This is a genomic window from Methylobacterium sp. CM6257 (assembly GCF_054611515.1).
This window is the reverse complement of the sequence record NZ_CM137735.1, coordinates 4,369,777-4,395,810: the sequence shown is the minus strand read 5'-3', so window position 1 is coordinate 4,395,810 and position 26,034 is coordinate 4,369,777. Positions and strand designations below refer to the sequence as shown.

At 64.6% G+C, this 26,034-nt stretch carries 19 protein-coding genes and 1 other RNA gene; 13 read left to right on the top strand and 7 right to left on the bottom strand.

The features are described from left to right. Positions 1–308 precede the first annotated feature (308 nt). The 3 genes from ACYCO6_RS21450 (at position 309) to ACYCO6_RS21440 (ending at position 3,262) form a co-directional block, all read left to right on the top strand. Complete coding sequence (locus ACYCO6_RS21450) at positions 309–1,856, top strand: winged helix-turn-helix domain-containing tetratricopeptide repeat protein (protein ID WP_459763081.1); 1,548 nt, start codon at positions 309–311, stop codon at positions 1,854–1,856. 907 nt (positions 1,857–2,763) lie between these two features. Further along, positions 2,764–3,033 (top strand): hypothetical protein, encoded by a 270-nt coding sequence (locus tag ACYCO6_RS21445; protein WP_459773649.1) that lies wholly within the window; start codon positions 2,764–2,766, stop codon positions 3,031–3,033. Continuing rightward, on the top strand, positions 3,026–3,262 hold the full coding sequence (locus ACYCO6_RS21440) for a hypothetical protein (protein ID WP_459763079.1): 237 nt from the start codon (positions 3,026–3,028) through the stop codon (positions 3,260–3,262). Before ACYCO6_RS21445 ends, ACYCO6_RS21440 begins: the two co-directional genes overlap by 8 nt. Before the next feature lie 721 nt (positions 3,263–3,983). On the opposite strand, the gene ACYCO6_RS21435 is transcribed toward ACYCO6_RS21440, so the two are convergent. Further along, positions 3,984–4,433, bottom strand: coding sequence for an Rrf2 family transcriptional regulator (locus ACYCO6_RS21435; RefSeq protein WP_459763077.1), 450 nt, complete (start codon positions 4,431–4,433; stop codon positions 3,984–3,986). 95 nt (positions 4,434–4,528) lie between these two features. Between ACYCO6_RS21435 and hmpA the strand changes: the two genes are divergently transcribed. Genes hmpA through ACYCO6_RS21415 form a run of 4 tightly spaced genes read left to right on the top strand, consistent with a single transcriptional unit; the run spans position 4,529 to position 7,780 of the window. Next, positions 4,529–5,770 (top strand): NO-inducible flavohemoprotein, encoded by a 1,242-nt coding sequence (hmpA, locus tag ACYCO6_RS21430; RefSeq protein ID WP_459763075.1) that lies wholly within the window; start codon positions 4,529–4,531, stop codon positions 5,768–5,770. A gap of 55 nt (positions 5,771–5,825) precedes the next feature. Then, entirely contained in the window at positions 5,826–6,269 is a 444-nt protein-coding gene (locus ACYCO6_RS21425; protein WP_459763073.1) for a PAS domain-containing protein, read from the top strand. Positions 6,270–6,313: 44 nt separating this feature from the next. Beyond that, complete coding sequence (locus ACYCO6_RS21420; protein WP_459773647.1) at positions 6,314–7,042, top strand: 5-formyltetrahydrofolate cyclo-ligase; 729 nt, start codon at positions 6,314–6,316, stop codon at positions 7,040–7,042. Positions 7,043–7,060: 18 nt separating this feature from the next. After that, positions 7,061–7,780, top strand: a complete 720-nt coding sequence (locus ACYCO6_RS21415) for a GntR family transcriptional regulator (RefSeq protein WP_459763071.1) — start codon at positions 7,061–7,063, stop codon at positions 7,778–7,780. Between the two features lie 841 nt (positions 7,781–8,621). Here ACYCO6_RS21415 and ACYCO6_RS21410 read toward each other — a convergent pair. The 6 genes from ACYCO6_RS21410 to ACYCO6_RS21385 all read right to left on the bottom strand — a co-directional run bounded on the left by ACYCO6_RS21410 (position 8,622) and on the right by ACYCO6_RS21385 (position 19,072). Next, complete coding sequence (locus tag ACYCO6_RS21410; protein WP_459763069.1) at positions 8,622–10,790, bottom strand: acetate--CoA ligase family protein; 2,169 nt, start codon at positions 10,788–10,790, stop codon at positions 8,622–8,624. 73 nt (positions 10,791–10,863) lie between these two features. Next, positions 10,864–12,141 (bottom strand): formyl-CoA transferase, encoded by a 1,278-nt coding sequence (gene frc, locus ACYCO6_RS21405; protein ID WP_459763067.1) that lies wholly within the window; start codon positions 12,139–12,141, stop codon positions 10,864–10,866. Positions 12,142–12,670: 529 nt separating this feature from the next. Beyond that, entirely contained in the window at positions 12,671–13,993 is a 1,323-nt protein-coding gene (oxlT, locus tag ACYCO6_RS21400) for an oxalate/formate MFS antiporter (protein ID WP_459763065.1), read from the bottom strand. Between the two features lie 1,275 nt (positions 13,994–15,268). Beyond that, the gene (locus ACYCO6_RS21395; protein WP_459763063.1) at positions 15,269–16,075 is read right to left on the bottom strand and encodes an amidohydrolase family protein; all 807 of its coding nucleotides are present in this window, start codon (positions 16,073–16,075) and stop codon (positions 15,269–15,271) included. A 62-nt stretch (positions 16,076–16,137) separates the two neighbouring features. Next, positions 16,138–18,066 carry a TRAP transporter large permease gene (locus ACYCO6_RS21390; protein ID WP_459763061.1) on the bottom strand — a complete coding sequence of 643 codons (1,929 nt, stop codon included), beginning with the start codon at positions 18,064–18,066 and terminating at the stop codon, positions 16,138–16,140. A 4-nt stretch (positions 18,067–18,070) separates the two neighbouring features. Continuing rightward, the gene (locus ACYCO6_RS21385) at positions 18,071–19,072 is read right to left on the bottom strand and encodes a TRAP transporter substrate-binding protein (protein ID WP_459763059.1); all 1,002 of its coding nucleotides are present in this window, start codon (positions 19,070–19,072) and stop codon (positions 18,071–18,073) included. 800 nt (positions 19,073–19,872) lie between these two features. On the opposite strand from ACYCO6_RS21385, the gene ACYCO6_RS21380 reads away from it, so the two are divergent. The 6 genes from ACYCO6_RS21380 (at position 19,873) to ACYCO6_RS21355 (ending at position 26,010) form a co-directional block, all read left to right on the top strand. Continuing rightward, positions 19,873–20,313, top strand: a complete 441-nt coding sequence (locus ACYCO6_RS21380) for a VOC family protein (protein WP_459763057.1) — start codon at positions 19,873–19,875, stop codon at positions 20,311–20,313. Between the two features lie 51 nt (positions 20,314–20,364). Then, an RNA gene (rnpB, locus tag ACYCO6_RS21375) (RNase P RNA component class A) lies at positions 20,365–20,763 on the top strand. 410 nt (positions 20,764–21,173) lie between these two features. Continuing rightward, complete coding sequence (gene rsmH / locus ACYCO6_RS21370) at positions 21,174–22,229, top strand: 16S rRNA (cytosine(1402)-N(4))-methyltransferase RsmH (protein WP_459763055.1); 1,056 nt, start codon at positions 21,174–21,176, stop codon at positions 22,227–22,229. Beyond that, positions 22,226–22,639, top strand: coding sequence for a cell division protein FtsL (ftsL, locus tag ACYCO6_RS21365; protein WP_459763053.1), 414 nt, complete (start codon positions 22,226–22,228; stop codon positions 22,637–22,639). The genes rsmH and ftsL overlap by 4 nt, the downstream gene beginning before the upstream one ends. Positions 22,640–22,645: 6 nt before the next feature. Then, on the top strand, positions 22,646–24,553 hold the full coding sequence (locus tag ACYCO6_RS21360; protein ID WP_459763051.1) for a peptidoglycan D,D-transpeptidase FtsI family protein: 1,908 nt from the start codon (positions 22,646–22,648) through the stop codon (positions 24,551–24,553). Between the two features lie 2 nt (positions 24,554–24,555). Then, positions 24,556–26,010 (top strand): UDP-N-acetylmuramoyl-L-alanyl-D-glutamate--2,6-diaminopimelate ligase, encoded by a 1,455-nt coding sequence (locus ACYCO6_RS21355; RefSeq protein WP_459773646.1) that lies wholly within the window; start codon positions 24,556–24,558, stop codon positions 26,008–26,010. Positions 26,011–26,034 lie beyond the last annotated feature (24 nt).

Sequence of the window (26,034 nt, the reverse complement as noted above, 5' to 3'; positions counted from 1 at the left end):
CGCTGGTGCCGACCGCACGAAGTGCGGGGCATTGCCGTTAGCCTCTCGATCAGTCCCGAGGAAGGCGTCGGCTTAGCCGCAAAGGGAGAACCCTGCCGGTTCCTCTAGCAAGAGCCACCGGATTTTCACTGGTCAGAGCGACGTTTTAGATGAACCGCGTATGGCGGTTGTCGAGCGGCAGGATCATTGGCGGCTCAAGGCGCGCGTGATTCTGCGTCCTGACGCTTGGATGGCGGCCGTTCGCCTTGAGTTTCCCGACGTATGGTGATTGCTATCTGCGGTACACGGTCGACACAGATCGGTCTTCGATGATCGACGGCATCACGCTCTCCGACGTCGCAATCGATCTCCGGCGCGAGCAGGTCGTCGGGCACGACGGGCAGCGGCGGGAGCTGCGTCCTCGCTCCTTCGACGTGTTGCGGCGACTTGCTGCAAGCGCGGGCGATCTCGTCAGCAAGGATGCGCTCCTCACTGATTGCTGGCCCGGCGTTATCGTCACTGAAGATTCCCTCACCCAGTGCATCTCAGAGATACGCAAGGTTCTGGGTCCTGATGCGCGGGACCTCATCCGAACCATCCCTCGGCGCGGCTACATGCTGGTCCTGCCCGACGAGACCAAGCCCGCAGCCGCCGTGCGCAGTGACGTCAGGCCTCCAGCGAGCTTCTGGCCGAGCATCGCCGTCCTGCCCTTCGACGAATTCACGGACGGCCCAGGCGCCTACGGGGCTTTGGGGGCGGGCTTTGCCGAAGACATCATCACTGAGCTTTCCCGCAATCGGAACATCACCGTCATCGCTCGCCAAAGCTCCTTCGCAGCAAAGTCGAGCGGCGGAACGGCGGCGGATGTCGCGCGGCTCCTCGACGTGCGCTACGTGCTTGAGGGCAGCATCCGGCGTGCCGGCGAGCGCATGATCGTCAACGCGCAGCTCGTGGAAGGCCCCTCGAACAGCCACGTCTGGGCAGAACGCTACGCCTTTGCGGCGGGCGAGGTCTACGCGGTGCAGGACGAGCTGGTGGTGCGGATTGCCGGTACTTTGTTCTCGGGCCTTCAGAGCCACGAGCAGGCCGCGAGCCTGCGTCGGCCACCGGCAAGCCTCGACGTGTACGAGCTCACGCTCCAGGCACTCGCGCACATGCTGCAGTTCAGCCACGCTGGCGTCACGGCGGCGCTGGAGGAGGTTGAGCGGGCTGTTGCCCTGGATCCCACCTATGCACCGGCGCACATCGCGCGGGGCTTCTGTCTCGCGACGGATGCCGGCATGGCGATCTCCGGCGAAGCTGGCCCGGAGCGTCTGGTGGATGCCGTGCAGGCAATCCGTCATGGGCTGGAACTCGATGCGTCGCTACCGGTCGGCCACCGCGCCCTGAGCTATGCGCTCCTGGTGACCGGCCGATGCGATGAGGCCTTGATCGCTGCCGAACGCGGGGTTGCTCTCAGTCCTGGCGATGCCCTGGCTCTGGCCTTTCTCAGCCTGGCCCAAACCGCGATGGGCCGCTACGCCGCCGCACTCGCCAGCATCGATCGCGCGATCGGCCTCAGCCCCTTGGCTCCCGGCTTCTTCCAGGGCGTGGCCGCAAGCCCACTCTATGCCCTGGACCGCTTCGATGAGGCGGTCCGGAACGCAACCGAGGCCAGCTTCAGGAGCCCGAGCTACCTGATGGCTTACGTCATGGCAGCCGCCTCATGCGTCGCTCTGGGACGCAGGGATGAAGCGTCAACGTGGATCTCGGATCTCTTGCAACGGAGCGCAGGGTTCAGCCTCGCTCTTCCGAGAGTGGCGAACGCTTACCGGCATGACCAAGGCATGGCGGAGCGGTTCAGCCAGCACCTGCGCGTGGCCGGGCTACCCGGCTGACGACCGCGCCGGGTTTGGGATCGCGCCTCGACACGGCCGATCGGGACGCCTCCCTGAGCGTCAGCCGGTTTGCCGGTTATCGGGCCGGCTCTGAACGATCGAGGGTCCGGACAGCACTGGTGTGAAGGGGCCGACGGGTATGACAGCGGTACGCCGAGAGGCCCCAGATTGCAGCGCCTGTCCCGACCTCTTCGTCATCATGCTGGGGATGCAGGTGCACACCGGCTACGGTTTGAAGACGCTTCTCGGCCTCGGGAAGCCCTTCGACGCGGCCGGTGTCACCCGGCCCGAAGGACTGCTTTATTACAAGAACCGGATCATATTCAGCCTGAGGCCGGCCCCTATCGGCATGCGCTGGTACTGGCGTGACATGCAGAGCCTACAGGCTTGTTCAAAGTCGGATCCACACCGCATTTGTCGGATACCACGATACCCAGGCGTGGACTCTCTCGCTCCGAGAGTGGCGCCCTGTCGGGTGAGCTTTATGGAAGCGCTGTAGTTCACCCATATGAACAGAACGCCGCGAGCATCACCGCGTGAGCTGAGAGGCAACGGCGTCTCTCATACCCCGCGCTTGATCATCTGAACGATCTGCTCATCGGTTTTCCCGCGGGGCCGGTATCCTCGGCGCTCCAACGCGATGATCATGTTCTCACGGGTATGAAACTGCTGCTCCAATGATTTGCTCATTGGACCAAAACGGGCGACGACAGCTTGGCGGAGGCGTTCTGGCATACTCATCGGCCAGATATGGCACACCGCGCCCGTTTTATTAAGGCGGGCTCAAGCGGGCGGAGCTGCCATGCGTTCTCATACCGGATCATTCTGCGGTCCGGCCGCGTTTGAGCTTTGCCGCATCGGCCGAAACCCGGAACCTGACGTGCATAGCCCTTTCCTGTCATTCCTGATGCTCGCGATCGAGTCGCAACGCGTCATCGAATTGCGGCTGGTGCGTCTCGCCTGTGGCGGCAGCGAAGGCTGCGCTGAGGCACAGTCGATGGTCATGGAGAAGATCAACGCCGCAGCCGAGGCCATGACGATGCTGATGCTCGGCGGCTCATCCGAAGCCGTCATCGCACGCTACCGCGAGCACGTGGCCGCAAACACGACGCTTGAGATTGTAGGACACCGCAATGCCGAATGCCGATGCCCACTCTTCCGATGCGGCAATGATTGAACCCAATCAGACTGGATACATCCTCAAGGTCACGCGCCCCGATGACGCGGAGCAATCCGGGCATCTGGTGATGTTCTACGCCGCGATCACGACCTCAGAGGACGATGCGCTCGCCATCGTGCGTCGGGCAGTGAAGGCAGACGCGGAAGTCGAGACGACCGGTGTGCGCCTTTCTCAGCAGACGGCCAGCGCGCTCGGTCTTGAGGCGGGCCTCGCTAGAGCCCTCTGACGCGGCTCCGGGATTAGGACACGCCGATCAGCTGCGGCGGCTGGCACCATCGGCCCGGATAGCGCGAAGCCCTGGACTATCACCAAGAGCGGTGCCGATCAGGCGCGCCTCTGGGTCCGCGCCGACGCCACTCCCCGCCTTTTGCTTGAGCGGCCAGTGAGTTGGCGTCTCGACCTCAATAGGTCGGCCACGGCCGATGATGACGCGGTTCGAACCTCCGCGGCATGGTCAGGGGTTGGAGCGCACTTCAGGGAGCGCGGCAGTTCGGGTCGAGGACACGTTTCGTCCGCCCCATCGGTCTCGCTTCCGATGATGCCGCACGCTCCGACGAGGACGCGGTCACGATAGACCGGCAGGCCAATCTGGCGGCGGATGAGTGGCATTCCCTCTCCGGCGACGGTCGAAAATCCTCCAGAAGTCTCGCCGGGCACGGGCATGTAATCGCTCGGATGGTCCGTCGACGCTGACGCGATCGCCTTGCCGATCGCTTGGTGGTTGCTCGTATCTGCTTGCTATGTTGGAGCGCTCGGCATCGGTTCACGCTGTCGACCGGCCCACGCCGGTCGCGGCTTGAGACACGGTTTGCGCCAGCAGGCGGGCCCCTCTCTCAAACAGCGCTCGGCGGATTCAGCGGCGGGCGCTGGAGCAAGCTCTCACTGCGGCGAGTGTCGAGGCCGAGAGAGTGCGCCATGAGGCGCGACGCGATCCCAACCTCGTACTATTATGGGGCGAGTTCTACCTGTAGACTCAGGAGCCGCGAGATCTCCGATCCTGCCTCATCTGCCAGCAGGTCCGCCAGTGTGTAGCCGTCGAGCACGGCCAGGAACGCACCCAAAGCCTCTCCGAGTGCTCGCTTCAGGCGGCACGACGCTGTGATCGCGCAGACCCCGCTCGCGAAGCACTCAACGAGCGCGAGATCGTCCTCAGTCTGCCGCACGACCGCGCCGATGACGATCTCGGCAGCCGGCCTGCCAAGCCGTAAGCCGCCGCCACGGCCACGGATAGTCCGGATCAGCCCTACGCGGCCGAGTTGATGCACCACCTTGGTCAGGTGGTTCTCCGAGATGCCATAGGCGCGCGCGATCGCGGCGATCGAACTCTGCCGCGGCTCATGCAGGCCGACGTATATCAGCGTGCGTAGGGCGTAGTCTGTGTAGCGGGTCAGACGCATCGCGTACCCTGTGTGAAATGAAGGTATATCTCGCTTGCATCTTTAAAGCCAGAGCGGCATAAGATGCAACGCACATACACCTTTGTGAGCTGCTGATGCCGACCCCACTCGCTCCCGCCACCGTCGCGATCATCAAGGCCACCGTGCCGGCCCTTGAGGCTCACGGCCTGACCATCACGAAGCGCATGTACGAGCGCCTCTTCCAGAACGCGGCGATCCGCGACCTCTTCAACCAGTCCCATCACGGCGAGACCGGCTCGCAGCCGAAAGCCCTGGCCCAGGCGGTGCTCGCCTATGCGCGCAACATCGACAATCTCGGCGTCCTCGCGGGGGCGGTCGAGCGCATCGCGCAGAAGCATGTCGCGCTGAACATTCTGCCGGAGCACTACCCCTACGTGGCCGATGCCCTGCTGGGCGCGATCGGCGACGTGCTCGGGGAGGCTGCCACGCCTGAGATCTGCGCGGCCTGGGGCGAGGCATACTGGTTCCTGGCGGAACTGCTGATCGGGCGGGAGGCCACGATCTATCGCGATCTCGCGGCCAAGCCGGGCGGCTGGAACGGCTGGCGTGACTTTGTGGTCGAGAGCGTGGCGCGGGAGAGCGAGACGATCCGCTCCTTCGTCCTGGTGCCTGCCGATGGCGGCCCGGTGCTGCGCCACCAGCCGGGGCAGTATCTCGGTTTCCTCTTCGACCTGCCGGGGCGCGGTGTCCTGAAGCGGAACTACTCGATCTCCTGCGCGCCGAACGACCGGGCCTACCGCATCACCGTCAAGCGCGAGGGCGCGGCAGACGAGCCGGCCGGGATCGTCTCGAACTGGCTGCACGATCACGCCAGATACGGGACGGTGCTTCGCGCGGCACCACCGGCCGGTGACTTCTTCCTCGACCGGGCGTCGAACGCCCCGGTTGTGCTTGTCAGCGGCGGCGTCGGGCTGACCCCGATGATCAGCATGCTGGAGACCATCGCGGCGGAGAGCCCGGACCGGCCGACCTGGTACGTCCACGGGGCGCTCAACGGCCGTGTGCACGCGATGCGTGATCACGCGAAGGCGCTGACCGCCGGCAACGAGAAGGTCCGGTTACACACCTTCTACGCGGAGCCGGAGGCGCATGATCGGCAGGGCGATCACTACGACGCAACCGGCCTGATCAGCGCAGACTGGCTCGTGGCGCAGACGCCCCGTGAGGAGGCCACCTATTATCTCTGCGGTCCCAAGCCGTTCCTCAGCGCGCTGGTAACCGGGCTTCAGCGGCAGGGCATCCCGGCCGAGCGTATTCGCTTCGAGTTCTTCGGTCCGGCGGATGAGCTGATCGAAGAACCGCGGCAGGCGGCGTGAGCACGATGGCGCCGCTCCTTTAGGTGAGCGGCGCCACAGCCGGAGGAGCGCCTGCGTGGACTACACTCGTATTGTGGCTGACGCCATTCTGTCTGCCTCCGCAGATGCGGTGATTGCCTCCGACGGCGATGGTGTTATCCACATCTGGAACCCGGGAGCCGAGCGCATCTTCGGCTACACGGCCGACGAGGCAGTCGGCCAATCGCTCGACATCATCACGCCCGAACGGCTGCGCAAGCGCCACTGGGAGGGGTACCGCAAGACCATGGCGACGGGGGAGAGCCGCTATGGTGAGGGCGCTCTCCTATCCGTCCCCGGCATCCGTAAGGATGGGCGGCAGATCTCGCTGGAGTTCACCATCGTGCCGCTCAAAGATGAGCAGGGGGCGATGATCGGCATGGTCGCGGTGATGCGCGATGTCACAATCCGCTTCACCGAGTTGAAGGTCTTGAGAGAGCGCTTAGCCAAGCTCACCGAGGGGCGTGCCGATACACCGTAGTGAGGGAGCGCATCATGGTTGGTCGTTTAATCAAGCCGCCTGAGATGCCGCCGGATTCTGCGGCTCCCGAACTTCCTAAGTTCGGCGAGTACAGCTCTCCACCCTGCTTCATGCATGAGCTCGATCCCGACTTCATCAGCCCGAAGATGGAGGCGCAACCTTCCGAACCGCGCGCCTCCGAAGTCTCCTCATCCGACTGGCCGAGCGTGCGGCGGTGGCGAAAGGAAACCCGAGCCGCTCTTATTGAGCAACGGGTCAGCATCTCTGCCCAGGACCGCGCCGCCTGGGGCGACCGCATCAGCCGGGCACTTGAAGCCGCACTACCCTCAGCGTCAGGCACATCCATCGGCTTCTACTGGCCCTTCAGGGGCGAGTTCGATGCCAGACCACTTTTGACAGAGCTGCGTGGTAAGGGAACACGACTGGCGCTCCCGGTCGTCGTGGAGAAGGGGCGTCCCCTACAGTTTCGCGCCTGGTCGCCTGGCGAACGCCTGGTCCGAGGCGTCTGGAACATACCCATTCCCGCTGAGGGCGAGGCCGTGGATCCAGACGTTCTGATAGCGCCGCTCGTCGGCTTCGATCCAGCCGGGTACCGCCTCGGGTATGGTGGCGGCTTCTATGACCGGACCATCGCGTCCAGGCCAACGAAGCCACTGGTCATTGGCGTCGGCTTTGCCCTTGCGCGGCTCGCGACGATTTACCCGCAGGCGCACGACATTCCCATGGACGTCATCGTGACAGAAGGTGCCTGGCCAGACTCGGACGAACCTTGATCTCGCTGTGGAGTTGGGATGGTGTTCGCGTTAGATAGTTTCTTAGGCGATGCGGCTCCAATCTACCCTGATTCAGGTTTGCGCGCTCTGGCCTATAAAGCTTTGATGGGCGAGATTGCCGAACTGCGCATCTATGATCATCCAGGCGAGCTGCAGCTTGATGAGTGCAAACTGTCGAGGGATCTTGGTGTCAGCCGCACGCCCATCCGAGAGGCTCTGACAATCCTGGAACACCAGGGGTTCGTACGTCGGCGGCCGCGACACGGCGTGTTCGTTGTTAAGAAGACCAGGCGTGAGATCATCGAGATGGTCTATGCCTGTGCTGCACTGGAGAGCATGGCTGTCCGGTTGGCATGCGCCAAAGCGACGGAGGCGCAGCTCGGCGCGCTTCGTGCGAGCTTCAGCGCCTTCTATGAGGTAGATCCTCCGAGCGGATATCACCGCTACTTTGAGGCTCGATGGCGGTTCTGCCGCCATGCCGCCACGCTCGCTCAATGCGGGGAGATCCTGTCCATGCTCGACCATCTCTTGCTGCATTTGCGGAGCATTCATGAGACGATTTTCCGCCAGAGCATCAATCTCGGATATTTGAGGGCCGCCTATGGAGCGATTATCGAGGCGCTAGAGCTGCGAGACGCCGAGCGCGCGAGCCAGCTTGTTCTAGAAAGAGGCTTCAGGTTTGCTCGCGACATCGAGAGCTGCGGCCATTGTTTCGAGCCTCCGAAAACCGTGATCTAACGATCTCCCGGCTCGATCTGTCGCCGAACCCACGTTCACTGTGGTCGGCTGATTCTCGTGGAGGCGGATCAGTGTTGCTCGCCCATCACATGCCCCCCCCCCGCAGGAATCCGTTCCTTCGGCGTTTTCACACAGTTTCCGTCGGCAGAGGCCTGCCCGTCTTTGCGGCGGATCTACTCCGAAGCAGACGAATTGCGTTCGGCTCACAGGCGCGACGCCGACGACGGCCGGACAACCTACGGCAACTGTGATGAAGCTGTTGCAGATGGTGCGCACGGATCGGCTCTAGCGATCCGACGAACCTATCCATAGCACTGAAGCCAAGCGATGGCGGTTTCGCAACAGGTCGTCACCTCACGTCTGCTGCAGTCTTAGCGCTTCTTCCACAAATCTTCCGGCAGCTTCGAAGTGGGACGGCCTCCGGCTGCCTCAAGTCCCTTCAGCGGTTCATACTGACGGCCAGTCGCGTCAAGCTCAGGCCCGGTCGCCTTCCCGCCAAAGGGACGGAGCTCCTCGCTGACGACGCGGAGTAGCCTCTCTCGAAAAACCGCATCGGGCTCCGGATCGCTCATGCCTTGCGCAACGACCCCACAAGTCAGACGTCCTGCGGCAGTGGCTATTATGGCAGCGTTCCGGAAGCCTTGTGCCCATTGCCGCCAAAGCTGTAACGGCAGTGCTGAATGCAGATAGTTGCTGGCGTCCGAACCTTCAGAGCCGATCCCAATCGCCAGTAGGACGAAAGTGAGCTCTGAGCCGATTCACTTTCGTCCCGCTGTGCATCAATCCCGCCATGAGTAAGCTGGGTGCAAGCTCCCCCAGCGCGGCGGTGGCTCGGCCTTGCCTAGAGGTGGCCGGCGCCGCGCGCCCACTTGTACTTGGCCCCCAGCACCTCGACGGGCAATTCAGTCGAATAGGCGTAGGCTGGGATGCCGTGATCGTAGAGGTACTGCGAGGCCTCCTCGACCTGCACATCGCCCGCGAGCGAGGCAACGATCGGCTTCTCGATGCCCTTGGCGCGCATCTCGTCGCGAACCTCGACGACGTTCTTAGCAAAGACCATCGGAGGCGTGATGATGGTGTGCCAGTAGCCCAGGATGAGCGCGTGGATCCGCTCGTCCTCAAGCCCGAGGCGAATGGTGTTCTGGTAGGTAACCGGAGGCTCGCCGCCCGTGATGTCGACGGGGTTGCCCGCCGCGCCGAAGGGCGGGATGAACCTGCGGAACGCGGCATCGAGATCGTCTGGCATCGCCATGAGCGACAGGCCGTTGTCGACGACGGCATCCGACAGGAGAACGCCGGAGCCACCAGCGCCCGTGATGATCAACACGTTCTCGCCTTTGGGCGTCGGCAGGACCGGCACGCCTCGGGCGAATTCGAGGAGCTGACGCAGCGAGCGGGCTCGGATGACGCCGCACTGTTTGAATACGTCCTCGTAGATCTTGTCATTGCCGGCAAGCGCTCCTGTATGGGAACTTGCCGCCTTCGCCCCTGCCGAGGTCCGGCCAGCCTTCAGCACGATGACCGGCTTCTTCTTCGAGACGCGGCGGGCAGCCTCCGCGAAGCTGCGGCCGTCTTTCAGATCCTCGCAATGCTGCGCGATCACACGGGTCGAGTCGTCCTGTTCGAAGAACGTGAGCAGATCGTCCTCGTCGATGTCCGACTTGTTCCCGAGTCCTACGATCGCCGAGACGCCCATCTTGGTCGAACGCGAGAAGCCGATGATGGCCATTCCGATTCCACCGGACTGGGACGACAGCGCCGCCTGGCCCTGGACGTCGAAGGGCGTGCAGAAGGTCGCACACAGGTTCTTGGCCATGTAGTAGAAGCCGTAGATGTTCGGCCCCATGAGGCGGATGTTGTAGCGGCGGCCGATCTCTTGGAGCTCGTGCTGTCCCGCCTCGTTCCCGGTCTCGGCAAATCCGGACGGGATAAGAACTGCCCCCGCAATACCCTTTTCGCCGCACTCGGTGAGCGCCGCGGCCACGAATTGAGCAGGGATGGCGAAGACGGCGACGTCCACCGGACCCGGCAAGTCCCTCACCGATCTGTAAGCCTTGATGCCCAGGATGGTGTCCGCTTTCGGGTGAACCGGATAGATCGTGCCTTTGTAGCCGCCATTGATGAGGTTCTTCATCACGGAATTGCCGATCTTGCCATCCTCTGCGGAGGCGCCGATCACCGCCACTGCGTCGGGACGCATGATCCGGTTCATCCCAGCCACGATCTCGTCATGCGACCGGGTTTGAGGCTTGGGGCGCTGCGCGAAGTCCACCACGATCCGCACGTCCGCGGCAGTCGCGTCGCGTGCGGTTGCGAAGACCGGATTGAGGTCGAGTTCGGAGATTTCCGGGAAATCGGTGATGAGTTGTGAGACCTTGACGATAATGTCCGCCAGCGCCTCGCGGTCAACCGCATCCGACCCTCGCACACCCTTCAGCATCTCAGCGGCTTGAATGCCGTCGAGCATCGAGAGCGCATCTTCGCGCGTGGCGGGTGCCAGCCGGAACGTGATGTCTTTCAGCACCTCGACCAGCACGCCGCCGAGCCCGAAGGCCACGAGCTTGCCGAAGGAGTCATCGGTGACCGCACCGATGATGACCTCGGTGCCCCCGATGAGCATCTGCTGAACTTGTACGCCATCGATCCGGGCATCGGCCTTGTAACGCTTTGCGTTGGCCAGGATAGTCTCGTAGCCGTCGGCCACAGCCTGCGCGGAAGAGACGCCGACAATGACGCCGCCAGCTTCCGTCTTATGCAAGATGTCAGGAGACACGATCTTGAGAACGACGGGAAAGCCCATGTTCTCGGCCGCCTGTACGGCGTCCTGCGCCGACGTCGCGAGGGCCTCCTTCGGCACCGGAATGCCGTAAGCGTCACAGACGAGGCGGCCTTCAGGGGCGGTCAGTGCGTCGCGCCCGTCCACCCGCACGCGGTCGAGGATCTGACGGACTGCACTTCTGCTGTCGGCAGGTGAATGTTGGACCGAGCGCTGCAGGGCCGTTTGGGCCATCGTCGTTCCTCCTGATCTTCGATTGTTTTATTTCGTTGGTACTACGAAGGCTACGTAGCCGAACTTATCTGATTTACTCAGCCGCAATCTGAGTCGGTGTACCGATAGCGCCGGAATTGGCGATCTCGCCGACTTCTGCGTCCGAGTACCCGAGCACATCGCGCAGGATCTCGTCGGTGTGCTCGCCGAGCAGCGGAGACCGCTTCACCTCGCTGGGGCTCGCCGAGAGCTTGATGGGATTTCCCACCGTCAGGTACTTGCCGCGGGTCGGATGGTCGACCTCGACGATGGTGCCGGTTTTCCGCAGCGCCTCGTCCTCGGCGATCTCCTTCATCGACAGGATCGGGCCGCAGGGAATGTCGTACTTGTTCAAGGTGTCCATCGCCTCGAACTTCGTCACCTTCATCGTCCACGCCTCGATCCGCGTGAAGATCTCGTTGAGGTGCGGCAGGCGCGCCTTCGGGGTCGCGTAGTTCGGGTCCGTCTTCCAGCCGGGCTCGCCGATGATGTCGCAGATCGGCTCCCACACCGCGGCCTGGGTGATGAAGTAGATGTAGGCGTTGGGATCGTGCTCCCAGCCTTTGCACTTGAGGATGCGGCCAGGCTGGCCGCCGCCGGAATCGTTGCCCGCGCGCGGGGTCGCGTCGCCGAACGGGATGCCCTCGCCGAACTGGCTGTACTCCTTGAGCGGACCGTGCTGCAGCCGCTGCTGGTCACGCAGCTTCACCCGGCACAGGTTGAGCACGCCGTCCTGCATGGCGCAGTCGACCTTCTGGCCGAGCCCGCTCTGGGTGCGATGGTACAGGGCGGTGACGATGCCGAGCGCAAGGTGCAGGCCGGTGCCGGAATCGCCGATCTGCGCGCCCGTGACCATCGGGATGCCGTCCCGGAAACCGGTGGTCGAGGCCGAGCCGCCGGCGCACTGGGCGACGTTCTCGTAGACCTTGCAATCCTCGTAACGGCCAGGCCCGAAGCCCTTGACCGACGCCAGGATCATGCGCGGGTTGACCTCGTGGATCTTCTCCCAGGTGAGCCCCATCCGGGCCAGCGCGCCGGGGGCAAAGTTCTCCACCAGGACGTCGCATTCCTTGATGAGGCGCCAGAGCACCTCCTTGCCCTTCGGGTTCTTCGAATCAAGCGTGATCGAGCGCTTGTTGTGGTTCAGCATCGTGAAATACAGGCTGTCCACATCCGGAATGTCCTGGAGCTGCTGGCGCGTGGCGTCGCCCACGCCCGGCCGCTCGACCTTGATCACGTCTGCCCCGAACCAGGCCAGAAGCTGCGTGCAGGTCGGACCAGATTGGACGTGGGTGAAGTCCAGGATGCGAACGCCTTCAAGGGCCTTGGTCATGGGATAAACCCCAGGCTGTGATGATCAGGACAAAGTCTTAGGAGCGCTCCTCAGGAGCGGGTCTACGGCTCGCGAGATCGCCGATAGCGATCAGAAAGGAGCTTCCGCGACCGGGCCGCTGCTGTTCGACCACAGTCACAGCTCGACGCGCCATCTCAGGATCCTGCATGAGCGATCACGGAAACGTCTCATGCAGGATGTCGCATTCTCGTCTGGCATGCAATATGCCATTTGCATTTTGATGCATCTGCCGCACCCCAGCGCGACAAGCGTTCCTCATTGACCGAGGCCGCGACGTCCCGGCCGGATCCCAAAAGAGCGCACAACCAGATCGCGGGCTCGCCGCTTGACTGCCACGTTCGGATCATCGGCCGCCGGACTCGGGCTTCTGGATGACCGGCTGCATCTGAGCACTCCACGAAACCGCGCTTGCATCGGTCTATCCAAAAATCGGCTCGGCATTATTCTTTAGCAAACCGAAATAGGAAGCCACCACAGCTTTGCCGGAGGTCCTTATCTGCCGGCGCAATTAGGATTCTTGCACAGTTTGAATGCTCGAACCTTCAGTGCGCACCATTTGATCGACCTGTCCACGGCGCGTCTCATCTGCATCGAGCATTTGGCGGCGAATGGGACGCAATACGAACAGCGCGAGCGCAGCAACTGCGATGTTCATCAGCGTGGCAACAACAAACACTGCGTGCCATGTGCCGGTCGTACTCTTCAATACGTTTGCAAGTGGTACGAGCCATGCAGAAGTGCCTTTCGCCGTATACAGCAGCCCTGCGTTCGTGGTCGCAAATTTTGAGCCGTACGTGTCCGTACAAGTCGCAGGAAAAAGGCTATAAATTTCTCCCCAAGTGAAATAGACTATTCCAGCCGTCAATACGAAGGTCACCGGCTGGCTTCCTACGGTTCCAAGCAGCCAGTATGCAACGGCACCCAGTGTGAATACGAGAGCCATCGTGGTCTCCCGTCCGATGTGATCGGATACCCACCCGAAGAACGGCCGCGCCAGTCCATTCAAGACATTGTCGACGACCAGCGCAACCGTAAGCGTTGATGCTCCAAAAATCAGAACCGCGTCGGCGATGCCGTAGTCGCGGGCGATTGGCGCGATTTGCGCTGTCACCATGAGGCCACTTGCTGCGACCATGACAAACATAAGGTACATGACCCAGAACGCTGGCGTACGCACCATTTCAACGGCCGTATAATCCCGATTGGAGACACGAAGCTTCGGCATCGGGGATGCTAGCCCGCGCGGCGGTGCGGCGAGAAACTGTGATAATCCGAGGACCACTGCGCCTTGAGCGAGGCCGAACCACTGAAAAGCAGTCTCGTATCCGTAGGCCGCTATGACTTCCCTGACGGGAATTACAGATAGGGCAGCGCCAGCGCCGAAGCCGGCAGCCGTGATGCCAGCCGCAAGGCCTCTTCGATCAGGGAACCATTTGAGCGCGTTTCCGACGCATGTGCCGTACACAGCGCCCGCACCGACCCCGGCGACGGCGCCAGCGAAATACAACATCACGAGAGAGCTTGCATGGGCATCGATAGTCCATGCCGCTGCTACGAGAACCCCGCCTAACGCCACGATGATCCGGGGGCCAAATCTGTCGACCAGCCAACCCTCGACGGGAACGAGCCACGTTTCAGTAGCAACGAAAATGCTAAAGGACACCTGGATTGCAGCTCGGCCCCAATGGTACTTGGAGTCGATTGGGTTGACGAACAGCGTCCAGCCGTATTGAAGGTTGGCCACCATAACCATACAGATAACGCCGAAGGCAAGTTGCACCCAACGGTAGTTTTCGCCCTTTTTTGATTGAGGAAGCTGGATCACGCTCACCTCCGTCGTCTCCACAATGGCATCGGATTCGCGAATGCCGCTAGTACATCTGTCAAAATATATTACAGAGTTCTTCTAGCCAGCCTTTCGCGATCGGCTTGGCGTGCCGCCCGGCGGACGTTGTCGCTTGCAATAACGACGTGCAGTGCGCCCTTTAGCCGGCACCGCTATAAGAAGCGGAACCTCGCACCGTGAACAGCGAACTGCTCCAATGGATGCGGAACTTCGTCAACGCTCGCGTCGATCACACGCCGATTATAGGGAAAGCGACTCTCCCTCCGTCTGAACTCACTCATGCTGGCGAAGCTGCCAAGCTTTCGCGCCGCGTCCGATATCATGCGCCTTGATTTGGTTATTTGATTTGCATTGCGCGCATATCAGGTAGGCATTTTGAAATGGGCGCTGGAAAACAGGGCCCGCAACGATGCTCAGCCTCAGCAGATCGGCAGACTCGAGGCCGACGCGAGCGGGGAGCATCGTCTCGAACTTCGCCCGCTGCCCGAGCCGAACGCTTGGTGCCGGTACGCGGCTCGAGCACACAGGTCGTGTAAGTCGGGACTCAGATCCGCTCGAAGGCGTGCGCCCGGTCCGCCGCTGCCGCCCTGGAGTTCAGCCCCGGGAACAACGGCGCTGAGACTCGCTCTCGGGAGCAGAAGCCAAATCGAACTTTACGCTGCCCCCTCGTTGATAAGCCCTGAAGGATGGATACAGGATTTCTTGCTGTCTGCGCGTTCAAACCACTGTGGGATGCAAGAGCCCGCTCACGGGAGGTTTGACATGGCGGCCAGCGGCAGCCTCGCGCACGCCTTCCCTGCACTGTCCGAGTCCGAGCATCGTGCGCAACCGCGCCGCGCCGTCATCGCCGGAACCGTCGGCACAACCATCGCGCGGTACGACTTCTTCCTCTACAGTACAGTCACGGGCCTCGTCTTCGCCAAACGCGTTCATCGCGGAGGACGGCAGCCGGGCCGGCACCCGGTTTCGAGAGCGGAAGGGAGGGAATGCCACTAGGCCCGTCTCCCTCCTGCGTGCTCCTGCTGGCCTCACCCGGGCGCGTGCGAAAGCGGTCGCGCATATGGGCGCGGCACTCGCAGCAGGCCTGTTCGGCGGCGTTCCGGTCGGGGAGTATCAGGCGGCCGTGACCGATCCGTATGAGGCCGCAGCGCTGCAGGTCGCCGAGGATACGGGTGAGCAAGCTTCGGCGCACGCACAGAACAACCAAAGCCCTCTCCGAGCCACCTTGAGCCAGTCTGGTGCGTCCACGAGTTGCCGCGCTCAGAAATCAAAGAGCGCGGCGGGATTCTGGACGAGAATACGTCGGCGATTCACTTCGTCGGGAACCCAAGAGCCGAACTGCTCCAAGAGATCACTCGTGTTCGGCATCCCGCTCTTCAGCCCGACATGCGGCCAATCACTCCCCCACAGGATCCGATCAGGCCGGGTTGCAAGCAGCGCGTCCGTAAACGGCCGGAGTTCCGGATAGGTTGGCCCGTTGCGCGAGAGGCGGTACGCGCCTGACAGCTTGACCCAGCCGGTCGCGGTTTGAACGAGCCGCTGCAAGGCGCGAAATCCAGGCTGATCAACTCCGTGTTCGGGCGCGAGAAAGCCCATATGGTCGATGACCACAGGACAGGGAAGCCGCTGTAAGCGCGGCTCCAACTCCACCAAGTGCGCGGGTTTCAGCAGGAACTGGAGGTGCCAGCCCATCTCGGACGCCCGAGCTGCGGCACGCTCGATCCCGGCCGGATCGAGGCCGCCAGGGTGGGCCATGATGAACCGAATGCCGCGGGCGCCCTGCTCGTGAAGCCTGCGCATCTCAGCCTCAGGCGCGTCAGGCCTCACTACCACGACCGCGCGCATCGGAAGCCCGATCTTGGCACCCTCCTCGAGCTGATCACGGTTGTCGTGGCCGAAAATGCTCGCCTGGATGACGACAACTCGCTCGATACCGAGCGTGTCGAACAATCGGCGGGCGCTCTCGGCATTGGCTTCCGGAGGTGTGTAGTCACGCTGCGCAACCAGTCGCTCAAGCCGTCTCGGACCGAAGACGTGGAAATGCGTGTCGGTCGCGCCAGCGGGCATCCGGAAGGTCGGACGGCGCAGGTCCGGATCGGGGGCGAGGCAGCTATCGTCAGTCATGGGCGCTAGCGAGTTCCGACGAGATTGGGCAGGGCGTGCGTGAACCAGGGTATGAACGCCACGGCGAGCACGCCGAGTACGAGCACGATGAGGTAGGGGATCATCGCCCGGCTGGCCGCCTCGATGCGGCTCTCGGCGACGGCGCATGAAATGTAAAATCCGATGCCGATCGGCGGGATGAAGATGCCGATCCCCATCGCGAGAATGATGATCATCGCGTAATGGATGCTGTCGATCCCGTATTGTCCGGCGATGGGGATCAGTAGCGGCCCGAGAATGATCAACGCCGGCAGGCCCTCGAGCAGTGATCCGACCACGACGAGAAGCGCGAGCGAGCCGATCAGGAACGCCGCCTTGCTGTCGCCGAGCGCATGCAGGAGCCCGATCAGGGCAACCGGTAGGTTGGCCGCGGTGAGCGTCCAAGCGAACGAGCCGGCGGCAGCGATGATGAAGAGCACCATCCCGGACAGAAGCCCGCATTCCACGACGATCCGCACGAGATCGCGCATCCCGAAGGCGCGGTATACGCCGCAGGCCAGGATCAGGCCGTAGAGCACCGCGACGGCCGAGATTTCCGTCGGGGTCGCGAAGCCGAAACGGATGCCGACGACCATCAGGACCGGCATGACGAGCGGCAGCACGGCCGCCCCGGCGGCCAGACCAAGTTCGGGTCCGGTCGCGCGGGGCATACGCGGTGCACCTTTGCGCACGGCCAGGAACCAGTTCAGCGCCATCAAGAGAATTGCGATCACGGCCGCGGGCAGAAGACCGGCGATGAAAAGCGTACCGATGGAAATCGGTGCGACGGAGCCAAGAACCAGCATCGCCAGACTCGGCGGGATCGTCTCCGACATCGCCGCCGAGGCCGCGAGGACGGCCGCGCCCTGCTCAGGTCCGTAGCCCTGCTTCTTCAGCTCTCCCCGCAACACCGAGCCGACCGCGACGACGTCGGCGACCTTCGATCCGGAGATGCCGGAGACGAGATAGATGGTCAGCACGACGACTTGCAGCAGGCCGCCCCGGAGATGACCGACTAGCGCCATCGCGAAGCGAACCAGTCGCAGGCTGATACCGCCGCGCTCCATGATGAGCCCCGCCCAGATGAAGAAGGGCAGCGTCAGAAGGATGAAGTTGCCCGTCCCATCGACGGTGTTCTGGGCCGCCGCGATCAGCGGCGCCGTGCCGGTAAGCTGCAGGTAGAACAGAGAGCCGAGCAGCATCGCGAAGCTGACCGGCAGACCCAGCAGGACGGCCGCGAAAAACAGGATCAGCATCAGGCTGAGCGTCGCCTGCGAGCTGGGATGCGGAATAGCCGGCAGAGAGGCGAGGGCGGACACGACCAAGGCGGCAGCGATGACGACGGCCAGCGTGCGCCGGACGAGGGCAGGGCGGTAGTCCGTCACGAACCGTTCAATCGCAAACAGGACGACGAGCGCCATCCCGGCGCTGAGTGGGACGACGAACCAAGCTGCACTGATCTGCAGGATCGGCGTCGTGGACAGCGAGGCGATCGACAGAAGGTCTAGAGAGACAAAGGCAACCGTTGCAGCGGTCACGAGGACGAGGCCGTCGATCGCGATCGCGACGGGCTCGCGCAAACCGGCAGGCAAAAGCTGCCGCACGAACTCGACTGTGGTGTGGTGTTTGGCCCGGTAGGCCAGGGCGCCTCCGATGAAGGCTAGCGTCGTCAGGCACAGCTTGGCGGCTTCATCCGCCCACAGCAGTGATAGATCGATCGTCGAGCGCGCGGTGATGTCCCACAGAACGACGCCGAGTTCGCCGACCAGCGCGACGACGAGGAGACTACGACAGAGCCACTCGATAACATCGAGCCCCCGCCCGTACACGCGCAGCACAGCGTATGGAGAGAGCGCCAGCGTGGTTGACGTCCGCTCGATCGCACCATGCGCGAGCGCCGAATCCCCGGCTGACATCGGGTTAGCCCTTCCCGACCTCCTTCAGCACTGAGTCGACCAGATCCGGGCCGATGGTGTCGCGAAACTGCTTGTATACGGGTTCGACCTGCTTGCGGTACGCATCTTGATCAGCCTGCACGATCGCAAGACCCTTCGCCTTAAAGCGCTCAGCTGTCTCATCGCTTGCCGTCGCGATTGTGGTGCGCCAATCGGCAGTCATATCTTTGGCGGCTGCCCTGATTGCGCTCCGCGCATTCTCCGGCAGGGCATCGAATTTGGCCTTGCTCGCCATGAGGACGCCCACGTTGTAGACGTGATTGGTCGTGTTGATCGTCCGCACGACCTCATCGTGTTTGCCGGCCGCGACTGAGATCATCGGCGTCTCAATGGCCTCGATCGTGCGCTGAGACAGCGCGAGGTAGACCTCTGTCAGATCAATCGCGATGGGGTTTGCATTGAGTGTCCGGAACATCGCTGCGAAGATCGCGCCGGGCTGAACGCGGATCTTGAGCCCCTTGATATCGGCTGGCTCCGGCACCTTTCGTTCGACGGTCGACACGACGCGCCAGCCCCAGTGACCATAGGACAGTCCGTAGATGCCCTTCGCGGGCATCAGGTCGAGGAGTTGAGCCCCAATCGGCCCGTCCAGAACCCGCTCGGCAGTCTTGGCATCGGGGAAGAGGAACGGCAGATCCACCACCTGAAATCGCGGGAAGAGCGGGCCGATGAAGCCGGAGGTGTGGGCGCACAGGTCGATGATGCCGGTCTGCATGCCGGTCATGATGTTGGTTCCGCTGCCGAGTTGGCCAATGCTGAACACCTGGATCTCGACAGCGCCGTCCGTCCTCTTGTTCACGTTCTCGGCAAAGCGCTTCAGCACAGCGTAGAGCGGATGTGCCTGAGTATCCGCGAAGGTGAGCTTCAGCGTGTGCATAGGCGTGGCGGCAAAGCCCGATCGCGCGAGAAACGGCAAGGCTACAGGCGCGCCGAGGATGGCACCAGCAAATGTGCGACGATTGATCAAGGACGTTCCCCGTTCCCTTGGCAGGCTCATTGGGCGGCCAGCCACTCATTCCGGCAGTCCGTTTTTCCCACGGCCGCGGATTGCTCAGGAGGATGTCGCTCGCGGCGCTGTCCGTCAATCATGCCAAACACGCCTGAACAGCTGATCTTGGAGACAAACTCGAAGGTCAGTCGCCGCCTAGGATAGCACCGGTGCCGACAAGGCTGCTTATGTCCCGCAGGCTAGGCCCTCGAGATGAGATCCGCCTCTCTGGTCCGAGGCAAACCATCCAAACAGCGTCAAGGGAGGGCGAGAACGACAGGTGTATCAACCGAGGGGAGGTGGGCCGAACGAAGGATCCTGTAGGCGTGAAAGGGAGGGCTGTGGCGGAGGGGGTAGAAACGATACCGCTCACCTTCCCGCCTTTCGCTGCATATCAACCTCTGCTCTGATGGACCTTTGACCGATATTGCCTTTTCAGATCAGACCGGCATCTCGGACCATGCCAAAGTCCAACCGCCTGGCGAATTCGGCAGCCTATGCGGGTCTCCTCTCGGCCGCATGGCCGTTGGCGCTCCGTGCAACACATGGTGGTCATGCACACGCTCGGTAGAACAACCTACGTTCCTGACGATCGAAGCACGAAGAGCGGTTCGCTTGACGATCGCGAAAATGTGGACGGCCTACTCGCCGGCCGATCGAACGCTAGCTACGGCAGTGACCGACCGGCTGCAGCGGACGATCGCTCTTCACACAAGTTCGTGTCAGTTTCTTGCCAGAGCAGACTAAAAGCCTGCGGATCACAATAGGATAGCTTCCCTATGGAATTTCTGCACACCATGGTCCGGGTGGCCGACCTCGACCGCGCGCTCGCCTTCTATGTCGACACGTTCGGCCTGAAGGAGGTCCGCCGGGTTGAGAACGAGAAGGGCCGCTTCACCCTCGTCTTCCTGGCCGCACCCGGGGATGTCGAGCGCGCGACGGCGACGAAATCGCCGCTGATCGAGCTCACCTACAACTGGGACCCGGAGACCTACACGGGAGGACGCAATTTCGGCCATCTCGCCTATCAGGTCGACGACATCTACGCCTTCTGTACCCGGCTGCAGGAGAAGGGCGTGACCATCAACCGGCCGCCGCGCGACGGCTACATGGCCTTCGTGAAGTCGCCGGACGGCATCTCCATCGAGATCCTGCAGAAGGGCGGTGCCAAGGAGCCGCAGGAGCCGTGGAAGTCCATGGAGAACACCGGCACCTGGTGAGCGTCCTGCACCCTTGACCCGGACGGCACCGCGGGCGCATCTGCTCATGGATCAGCCGGCCGGGCGGCCGCTCCGGACGCGCGAGCGTCCGGGGAGGAAAGTCCGGGCTCCATGGAGAGACGGTGCCGGATAACGTCCGGCGGGGGCGACCCCAGGGACAGTGCCACAGAGAGCAGACCGCCCCGGATGCGTCCGGGGTCAGGGTGAAAGGGTGCGGTAAGAGCGCACCGCGGACGCGGCAACGCGGACGGCACGGCAAACCCCACCGGGAGCAAGACCGAATAGGGGCGGCGCGCCCTTCGCGAGAAGGGCAGGCTGGCTCTCCAGGCCAGTCGCCCGGGTTGGTTGCTCGAGGCGGTCGGCGACGACCGTCCCAGAGGAATGGCCGCCACGTCGGGGCGCGCGAGCGCTCCGGCCCTACAGAACCCGGCTTACAGGCCGGCTGATCCACCGAAATTGCAATCTCACCAACGCATTGTCTGCCAGAGCCGCCACCCCGCCGCCGATGCAGCGGGTCCGAAATTCGTGAGCGGCAAAAACCTTCGGTTAACCTTGCCGGGTTCAGATCGGTCCGCGCGGCAGCGCCAAGCTTGTGCGTTGACGATCCTCCGAGGCCCATGATACCCGGCATCCTCCCGTCAACGGCGTGTATCGGATCGCCGGGCGCCACCTGCCTCACCGCAGGTCTCGTCCGTGCGCGGCGTTTTGCGCACTCCGCATCCGGTGCCGTTCCCGTCACGCGCGCCGCCCTCGTGCGGCCCGGCACAGGGCATCATGAGACGCACGAGCCGCATCCGCACCCGGCCCTCCGGGGTGCGCAGAGCCTTCGCCCCTTCCCGCGTTTTACCGGCGACACGCGCATGATCCGGCGCCGCCCCCCGGCCGAGCTGACGGCCGCCCCGCAGCCAGAATCCGCACCGCACGTGCCCGTGCTGCTCGACGAGGTGGTCGAGGTACTCAAGACCGAAGGCGGCCTCGCCGTCGACGGCACCTTCGGGGCGGGCGGCTACACGCGCGCGCTGCTGGCGGCTGATCCGGCCCTGCAGGTGCTGGCCATCGACCGCGATCCCACGGCCATCGCCCGTGGGCAGGCGCTGCTCGCGGAGGTCGGAGGGCGCCTGCGCCTCCTGCCCGGCCGCTTCGGCGATCTCGACACCCTCTTGGCCGAGGCCGGCGCGCCCCGGGTGGACCGGGTGGTCCTCGACATCGGCGTCTCGTCGATGCAGCTCGACGCTCCGGAGCGGGGCTTCTCGTTCCGCAACGACGGCCCCCTCGACATGCGCATGGGCGGCGACGGCCCGAGCGCAGCCGACCTCGTCAACGAGGCCGACGAGGCGGTGTTGGCCGACATCATCTACCATTACGGCGAGGAGCGGCGCTCCCGTGCCGTGGCGCGGGCGATCCACGAGGCTCGCCGCCGCGGCCGGATCGAGACCACGGGCCAGCTTGCCGAGCTGGTCGCCGGCGTGGTGCGGGCCGAGCCCGGCAGCCACATCCACCCGGCCACGCGGACGTTCCAGGGCCTGCGGATCGCCGTCAACGACGAACTCGGCGAACTGGCGCGCGCGCTCCACGCGGCCGAGCGGGTGCTCAAACCGGGCGGGCGGCTCGCCGTCGTGACGTTTCACTCGCTCGAGGACCGGATCGTCAAGCAGTTCTTCGCCGCCCGCAGCGGCCGTTCCGCGCAGGGCTCGCGCCATCTGCCCGGCGCCCCGGCCGAGACGATCCGTAGTTTCCGCCTCGTTACCAAAGGTCCTGTCCTGCCGGGCGAGGCCGAGACCGCGCGCAACCCGCGCGCCCGCTCGGCCAAGCTCCGGGCCGCCGAGCGCACCGAATCCGACGTGCCGGAGCCACTGGCGGCGCTGACCGCCCTGGCGAGCCTGCCCGAAGCCGCCCGCGGGGGCCATCGCCGATGATCCGCCTCCTGAACCTCCTGGCTGTGGCCGGTCTCGTGGCCTCGGCGATCTACGCCTACTCGATCAAGTACGATACGCTCTACCAGGGCGGTCAGGTCTCCAAGCTGCAGAGCGCGCTGCACTCCGAGCGGCAGGCGATCGCGGTCCTGCGCGCCGAGTGGCAGCTCCTGACCCGGCCGGACCGGCTGCAGGCCGCCGTCGACAAGCATCTCGCCCTGGAGCCGATCGGCACCAGCCATCTGGCCCGCCTCTCAGACCTGCCCGCCCGGCCCGAGCGCGGCGACGAGATCGGCCGGCTGCTCGCGGCGACCGCGACGCCCAAGGACAAGGGCATGAGCGAGCCGCGCACCACCGGCTCCATCACCCGCACCGTCACCACGACCCGCACCCCGACGACGGCTTCGAGGTAGTCATCCGTGTCTGAAGATGCCGACCAGACCCTAGACGCGGCAGCCGCAGCGGAAACGGCCGAGGCCGACGTGTCGGAGCACGAGGCCGCCATGCTGGAGGCCGCCGCGCTTGCGCATGCCGCGACCGCGCCGCGCCCCATCGAGGAAGACGCGCGCGAACCGGAGCCGCGGTCCGAGCGTGCCAAGGCGTTCGTGCGGAGCATGTTCCGGCTGGCCATCGAGCGCTCGCACATGCGCGTGGCGCTGGTCGGGCTGGTCTTCGTCGCGGTGTTCGGGACGATCTCGGCCAAGCTCCTGATGATGGCGATCTTCGGGGATCCGCCGAGCCAGGAGCACCGGGTCGCCGCCGCCTCCTCGACGGCCTTCCGGCCCGACATCGTCGACCGCAACGGCGAGATCCTGGCCACCGACATCCGCACCGTCTCGGTCTTCGCCGAGCCGGGCAACATCTACGACAAGGACGAGGCGGTGGAACTGCTCACCGCAGTCCTGCCGGAACTCAACGCCTCGGAGCTGCGCGCGAAGCTGTCCTCGCGCAAGGGAAGGAGCGGCGCGGGCTTCGTGTGGGTGAAGCGCGAGCTGACCCCGAAGCAGCAGGCCGAGGTCCATAGGCTCGGCATTCCGGGCATCGGCTTCCTGCCCGACCACAAGCGGGTGTACCCGAACGGCACCGCCGCCGCCCACATCCTGGGCGCGACCAATCTCGACGGCGTCGGCATCGCCGGCATGGAGAAGTACATCGACTCCACCGGCCTGCAGGCGCTCAACAGCTTCGGGCTGATCAACAAGCAGGCCGATCTCAAGCCGGTCCAGCTCTCCATCGATCTGCGCGCCCAGTTCGCCGTGCGCGACGAGCTGGCCTGGGGCATCGACCACTTCAAGGCCAAGGCCGGCGCCTCGATGATCCTCGACGTGAAGACCGGCGAGGTGATCGCCCTGGTCTCCATGCCCGACTTCGATCCGAACGATCCGAAGGACGCACTCTCGCCCGACCGCATCAACCGCATGAATGTCGGCGTCTACGAGATGGGCTCGACCTTCAAGGCGATGACGCTCGCCATGGCGCTCGAATCCGGCAAGTACAACGTCAACTCGACCTTCGACACCCGCGGCGGCGTGCTGAACTGGGGCCGCCAGAAGATCCACGAGTATCACGGCACCAACCGCGTCATCACCATGCCGGAGGTGTTCACGCACTCGTCGAACATCGGCTCGGCCAAGATGGCGCTCGGCGTCGGTGTCCCCGGCCACAAGGCCTTCCTGAAGAAGATGGGCCTGCTTGACCGGCTGCGCACGGAGCTGCCCGAAAGCGCGGCCCCGATCGTCCCGGCGCGGTGGAGCGAGATCAACACCATCACCATCGCGTTCGGCCACGGCATCGCGGTGGCGCCGATTCAGGCGGCGATGGCGGTCGCGGCCATCACCAACGGCGGCGACCTCATCACGCCGACCTTCCTGAAGACGACCCCCGAGGAGGCCAAGGCCCGCGCCACGCACGTGCTCTCGGCGCAGACCTCTGAGGCGATGCGCTACATCATGCGGCTGAACGCGACCGAGGGCTCGGCCAAGAAGGCGGCGATCCCGTACTATTTCGTCGGCGGCAAAACCGGCACGGCCGAGAAGGTGATCGGCGGCCGCTACATCCACAACCGCCTGTTCACGACCTTCATGGCGGCGGCGCCGATGAACGACCCGAAGTACCTGTTCGTGACCATCATGGACGAGCCGCAGGGCCTGCCGGAATCGGGCGGCTACGCGACTGCGGCCTGGAATTCCGGCGTGGTCACCGGCAAGGTGATCGAGCGGGTGGCGCCGATCCTCGGCCTGCCGCCGCAATTCGAGCCGCCGGTGAGGCCGTTCCCGCAGATGGTCAAGCTCAACGCCTACCACATCAACCAGCTCGGCGGCCCGTGAGTATGCGGCTCGCCGACCTGTTCCCGGAGGCCGCCGGGCCAGCCGCGGACCTGACCGTGTCGGACCTCACGGCCGACAGCCGGCAGGTCGCCACGGGCACGGTGTTCGTGGCCGTGCCGGGCACAAAGGCCGACGGGCGCCGCTTCGCCGCGCAGGCGGCGCAGCGCGGCGCCGCGGCGGTGGCCGGGGAGGGGAGCCGGCCCGCCGACCTGCCGGAGGCTGTCGCCTGGATCGCGGTTTCCGATGCGCGCCGATCCCTGGCGCTGGCCGCAGCCCGTCTGGCGGGCGCGCAGCCCGAGACCGTGCTGGCTGTCACCGGCACCGCCGGCAAGAGCTCGGTGGCCGACTTCGTGCGCCAGATCCTGTCTCGCCTCGGCCGCGACGCGGCGAGCCTCGGCACCGTCGGGATCGTCACCAATCGCGGCGCGCAGTACGGCTCGCTCACAACCCCCGATCCGGTGACGCTGCACCGGACGCTGGCGCGGCTCGCCTCCGACGGCATCACCGATCTCGCCATGGAAGCGTCCTCGCACGGCATCGAGCAGCGCCGTCTCGACGGCGTTCGGCTCACCGCGGCGGGCTTCACAAATCTCGGCCGCGACCACCTCGACTATCACACCACCATCGAGGAGTATCTCGCGGCCAAGCTGCGCCTGTTCACGGATCTTCTCCCGCCAGGCTGCCCGGCCATCGTCAACGCCGACGGCGCCTATGCCGACCGGGTGACCGCCGCCGCCGGAGGCGCCGGGCGGCCCGTCCGCACGGTCGGGCGGGGCGGCCGTGACCTGCGGATCGAATCCGTCCGGACGGAGGGGTTCGCACAGGCGGTGAGGCTCGCCTTCGGCGGTCGCGCCCGGGAACTGCGCCTACCGCTCGTCGGCGAGTTCCAGGTCGAGAACGCCCTGGTGGCGGCCGGCCTCGCGCTCGCCACCCCCGCCGGTGCCGCCGACCCCGACGGGGTCTTCGCGGCCCTCGACCATCTCACCGGTGTGCCCGGGCGCATGGAGCGGATCGGGGAAGCGCAGGGGGGGCTCTGCCTCGTCGACTACGCGCACAAGCCCGAGGCGCTCGAGAGCGTGCTCACCGCGCTCCGCCCCTTCGCGTCGGGGCGGCTGGTGGTGGTCTTCGGCTGCGGCGGGGACCGAGACCGGGGCAAGCGCCCCGTGATGGGGGCGATTGCCGCGCGCCTCGCCGACGCGGTAATCGTTACGGACGATAACCCCCGCACCGAGGAGCCTGCGACCATTCGCCGGGCGATCCTGGAAGCTGCCCCGGACGCGGAGGAGATCGGCGACCGCGCCGAGGCGATCCGCACCGCTGTCCGCCGCCTCGGCCCCGGCGACGTGCTGGTCGTGGCCGGCAAGGGTCATGAAACCGGCCAGATCGTGGGGGATCGCACGCTGCCGTTCTCGGATCACGCGGTGCTGCGCGCCGCGATCGCCGAGGCGGTCGTCTGACGGGCGGCTCGATCGCCGCAGGGG

What these genes read in the sequence shown, in the direction of transcription:
- rsmH (WP_459763055.1), top strand. Translation starts at nt 21,174, where the DNA reads ATGATCCGGCGCCGCCCCCCGGCCGAGCTGACGGCCGCCCCGCAGCCA.
- ACYCO6_RS21395 (WP_459763063.1), bottom strand. Translation starts at nt 16,075, where the DNA reads ATGCCCGCTGGCGCGACCGACACGCATTTCCACGTCTTCGGTCCGAGA.
- ACYCO6_RS21435 (WP_459763077.1), bottom strand. Translation starts at nt 4,433, where the DNA reads ATGCGTCTGACCCGCTACACAGACTACGCCCTACGCACGCTGATATAC.
- ACYCO6_RS21440 (WP_459763079.1), top strand. Translation starts at nt 3,026, where the DNA reads ATGATTGAACCCAATCAGACTGGATACATCCTCAAGGTCACGCGCCCC.
- ACYCO6_RS21420 (WP_459773647.1), top strand. Translation starts at nt 6,314, where the DNA reads ATGCCGCCGGATTCTGCGGCTCCCGAACTTCCTAAGTTCGGCGAGTAC.
- ACYCO6_RS21410 (WP_459763069.1), bottom strand. Translation starts at nt 10,790, where the DNA reads ATGGCCCAAACGGCCCTGCAGCGCTCGGTCCAACATTCACCTGCCGAC.
- ACYCO6_RS21390 (WP_459763061.1), bottom strand. Translation starts at nt 18,066, where the DNA reads ATGTCAGCCGGGGATTCGGCGCTCGCGCATGGTGCGATCGAGCGGACG.
- ftsL (WP_459763053.1), top strand. Translation starts at nt 22,226, where the DNA reads ATGATCCGCCTCCTGAACCTCCTGGCTGTGGCCGGTCTCGTGGCCTCG.
- frc (WP_459763067.1), bottom strand. Translation starts at nt 12,141, where the DNA reads ATGACCAAGGCCCTTGAAGGCGTTCGCATCCTGGACTTCACCCACGTC.
- ACYCO6_RS21355 (WP_459773646.1), top strand. Translation starts at nt 24,556, where the DNA reads ATGCGGCTCGCCGACCTGTTCCCGGAGGCCGCCGGGCCAGCCGCGGAC.
- ACYCO6_RS21415 (WP_459763071.1), top strand. Translation starts at nt 7,061, where the DNA reads ATGGTGTTCGCGTTAGATAGTTTCTTAGGCGATGCGGCTCCAATCTAC.
- ACYCO6_RS21445 (WP_459773649.1), top strand. Translation starts at nt 2,764, where the DNA reads ATGCTCGCGATCGAGTCGCAACGCGTCATCGAATTGCGGCTGGTGCGT.
- ACYCO6_RS21450 (WP_459763081.1), top strand. Translation starts at nt 309, where the DNA reads ATGATCGACGGCATCACGCTCTCCGACGTCGCAATCGATCTCCGGCGC.
- hmpA (WP_459763075.1), top strand. Translation starts at nt 4,529, where the DNA reads ATGCCGACCCCACTCGCTCCCGCCACCGTCGCGATCATCAAGGCCACC.
- ACYCO6_RS21380 (WP_459763057.1), top strand. Translation starts at nt 19,873, where the DNA reads ATGGAATTTCTGCACACCATGGTCCGGGTGGCCGACCTCGACCGCGCG.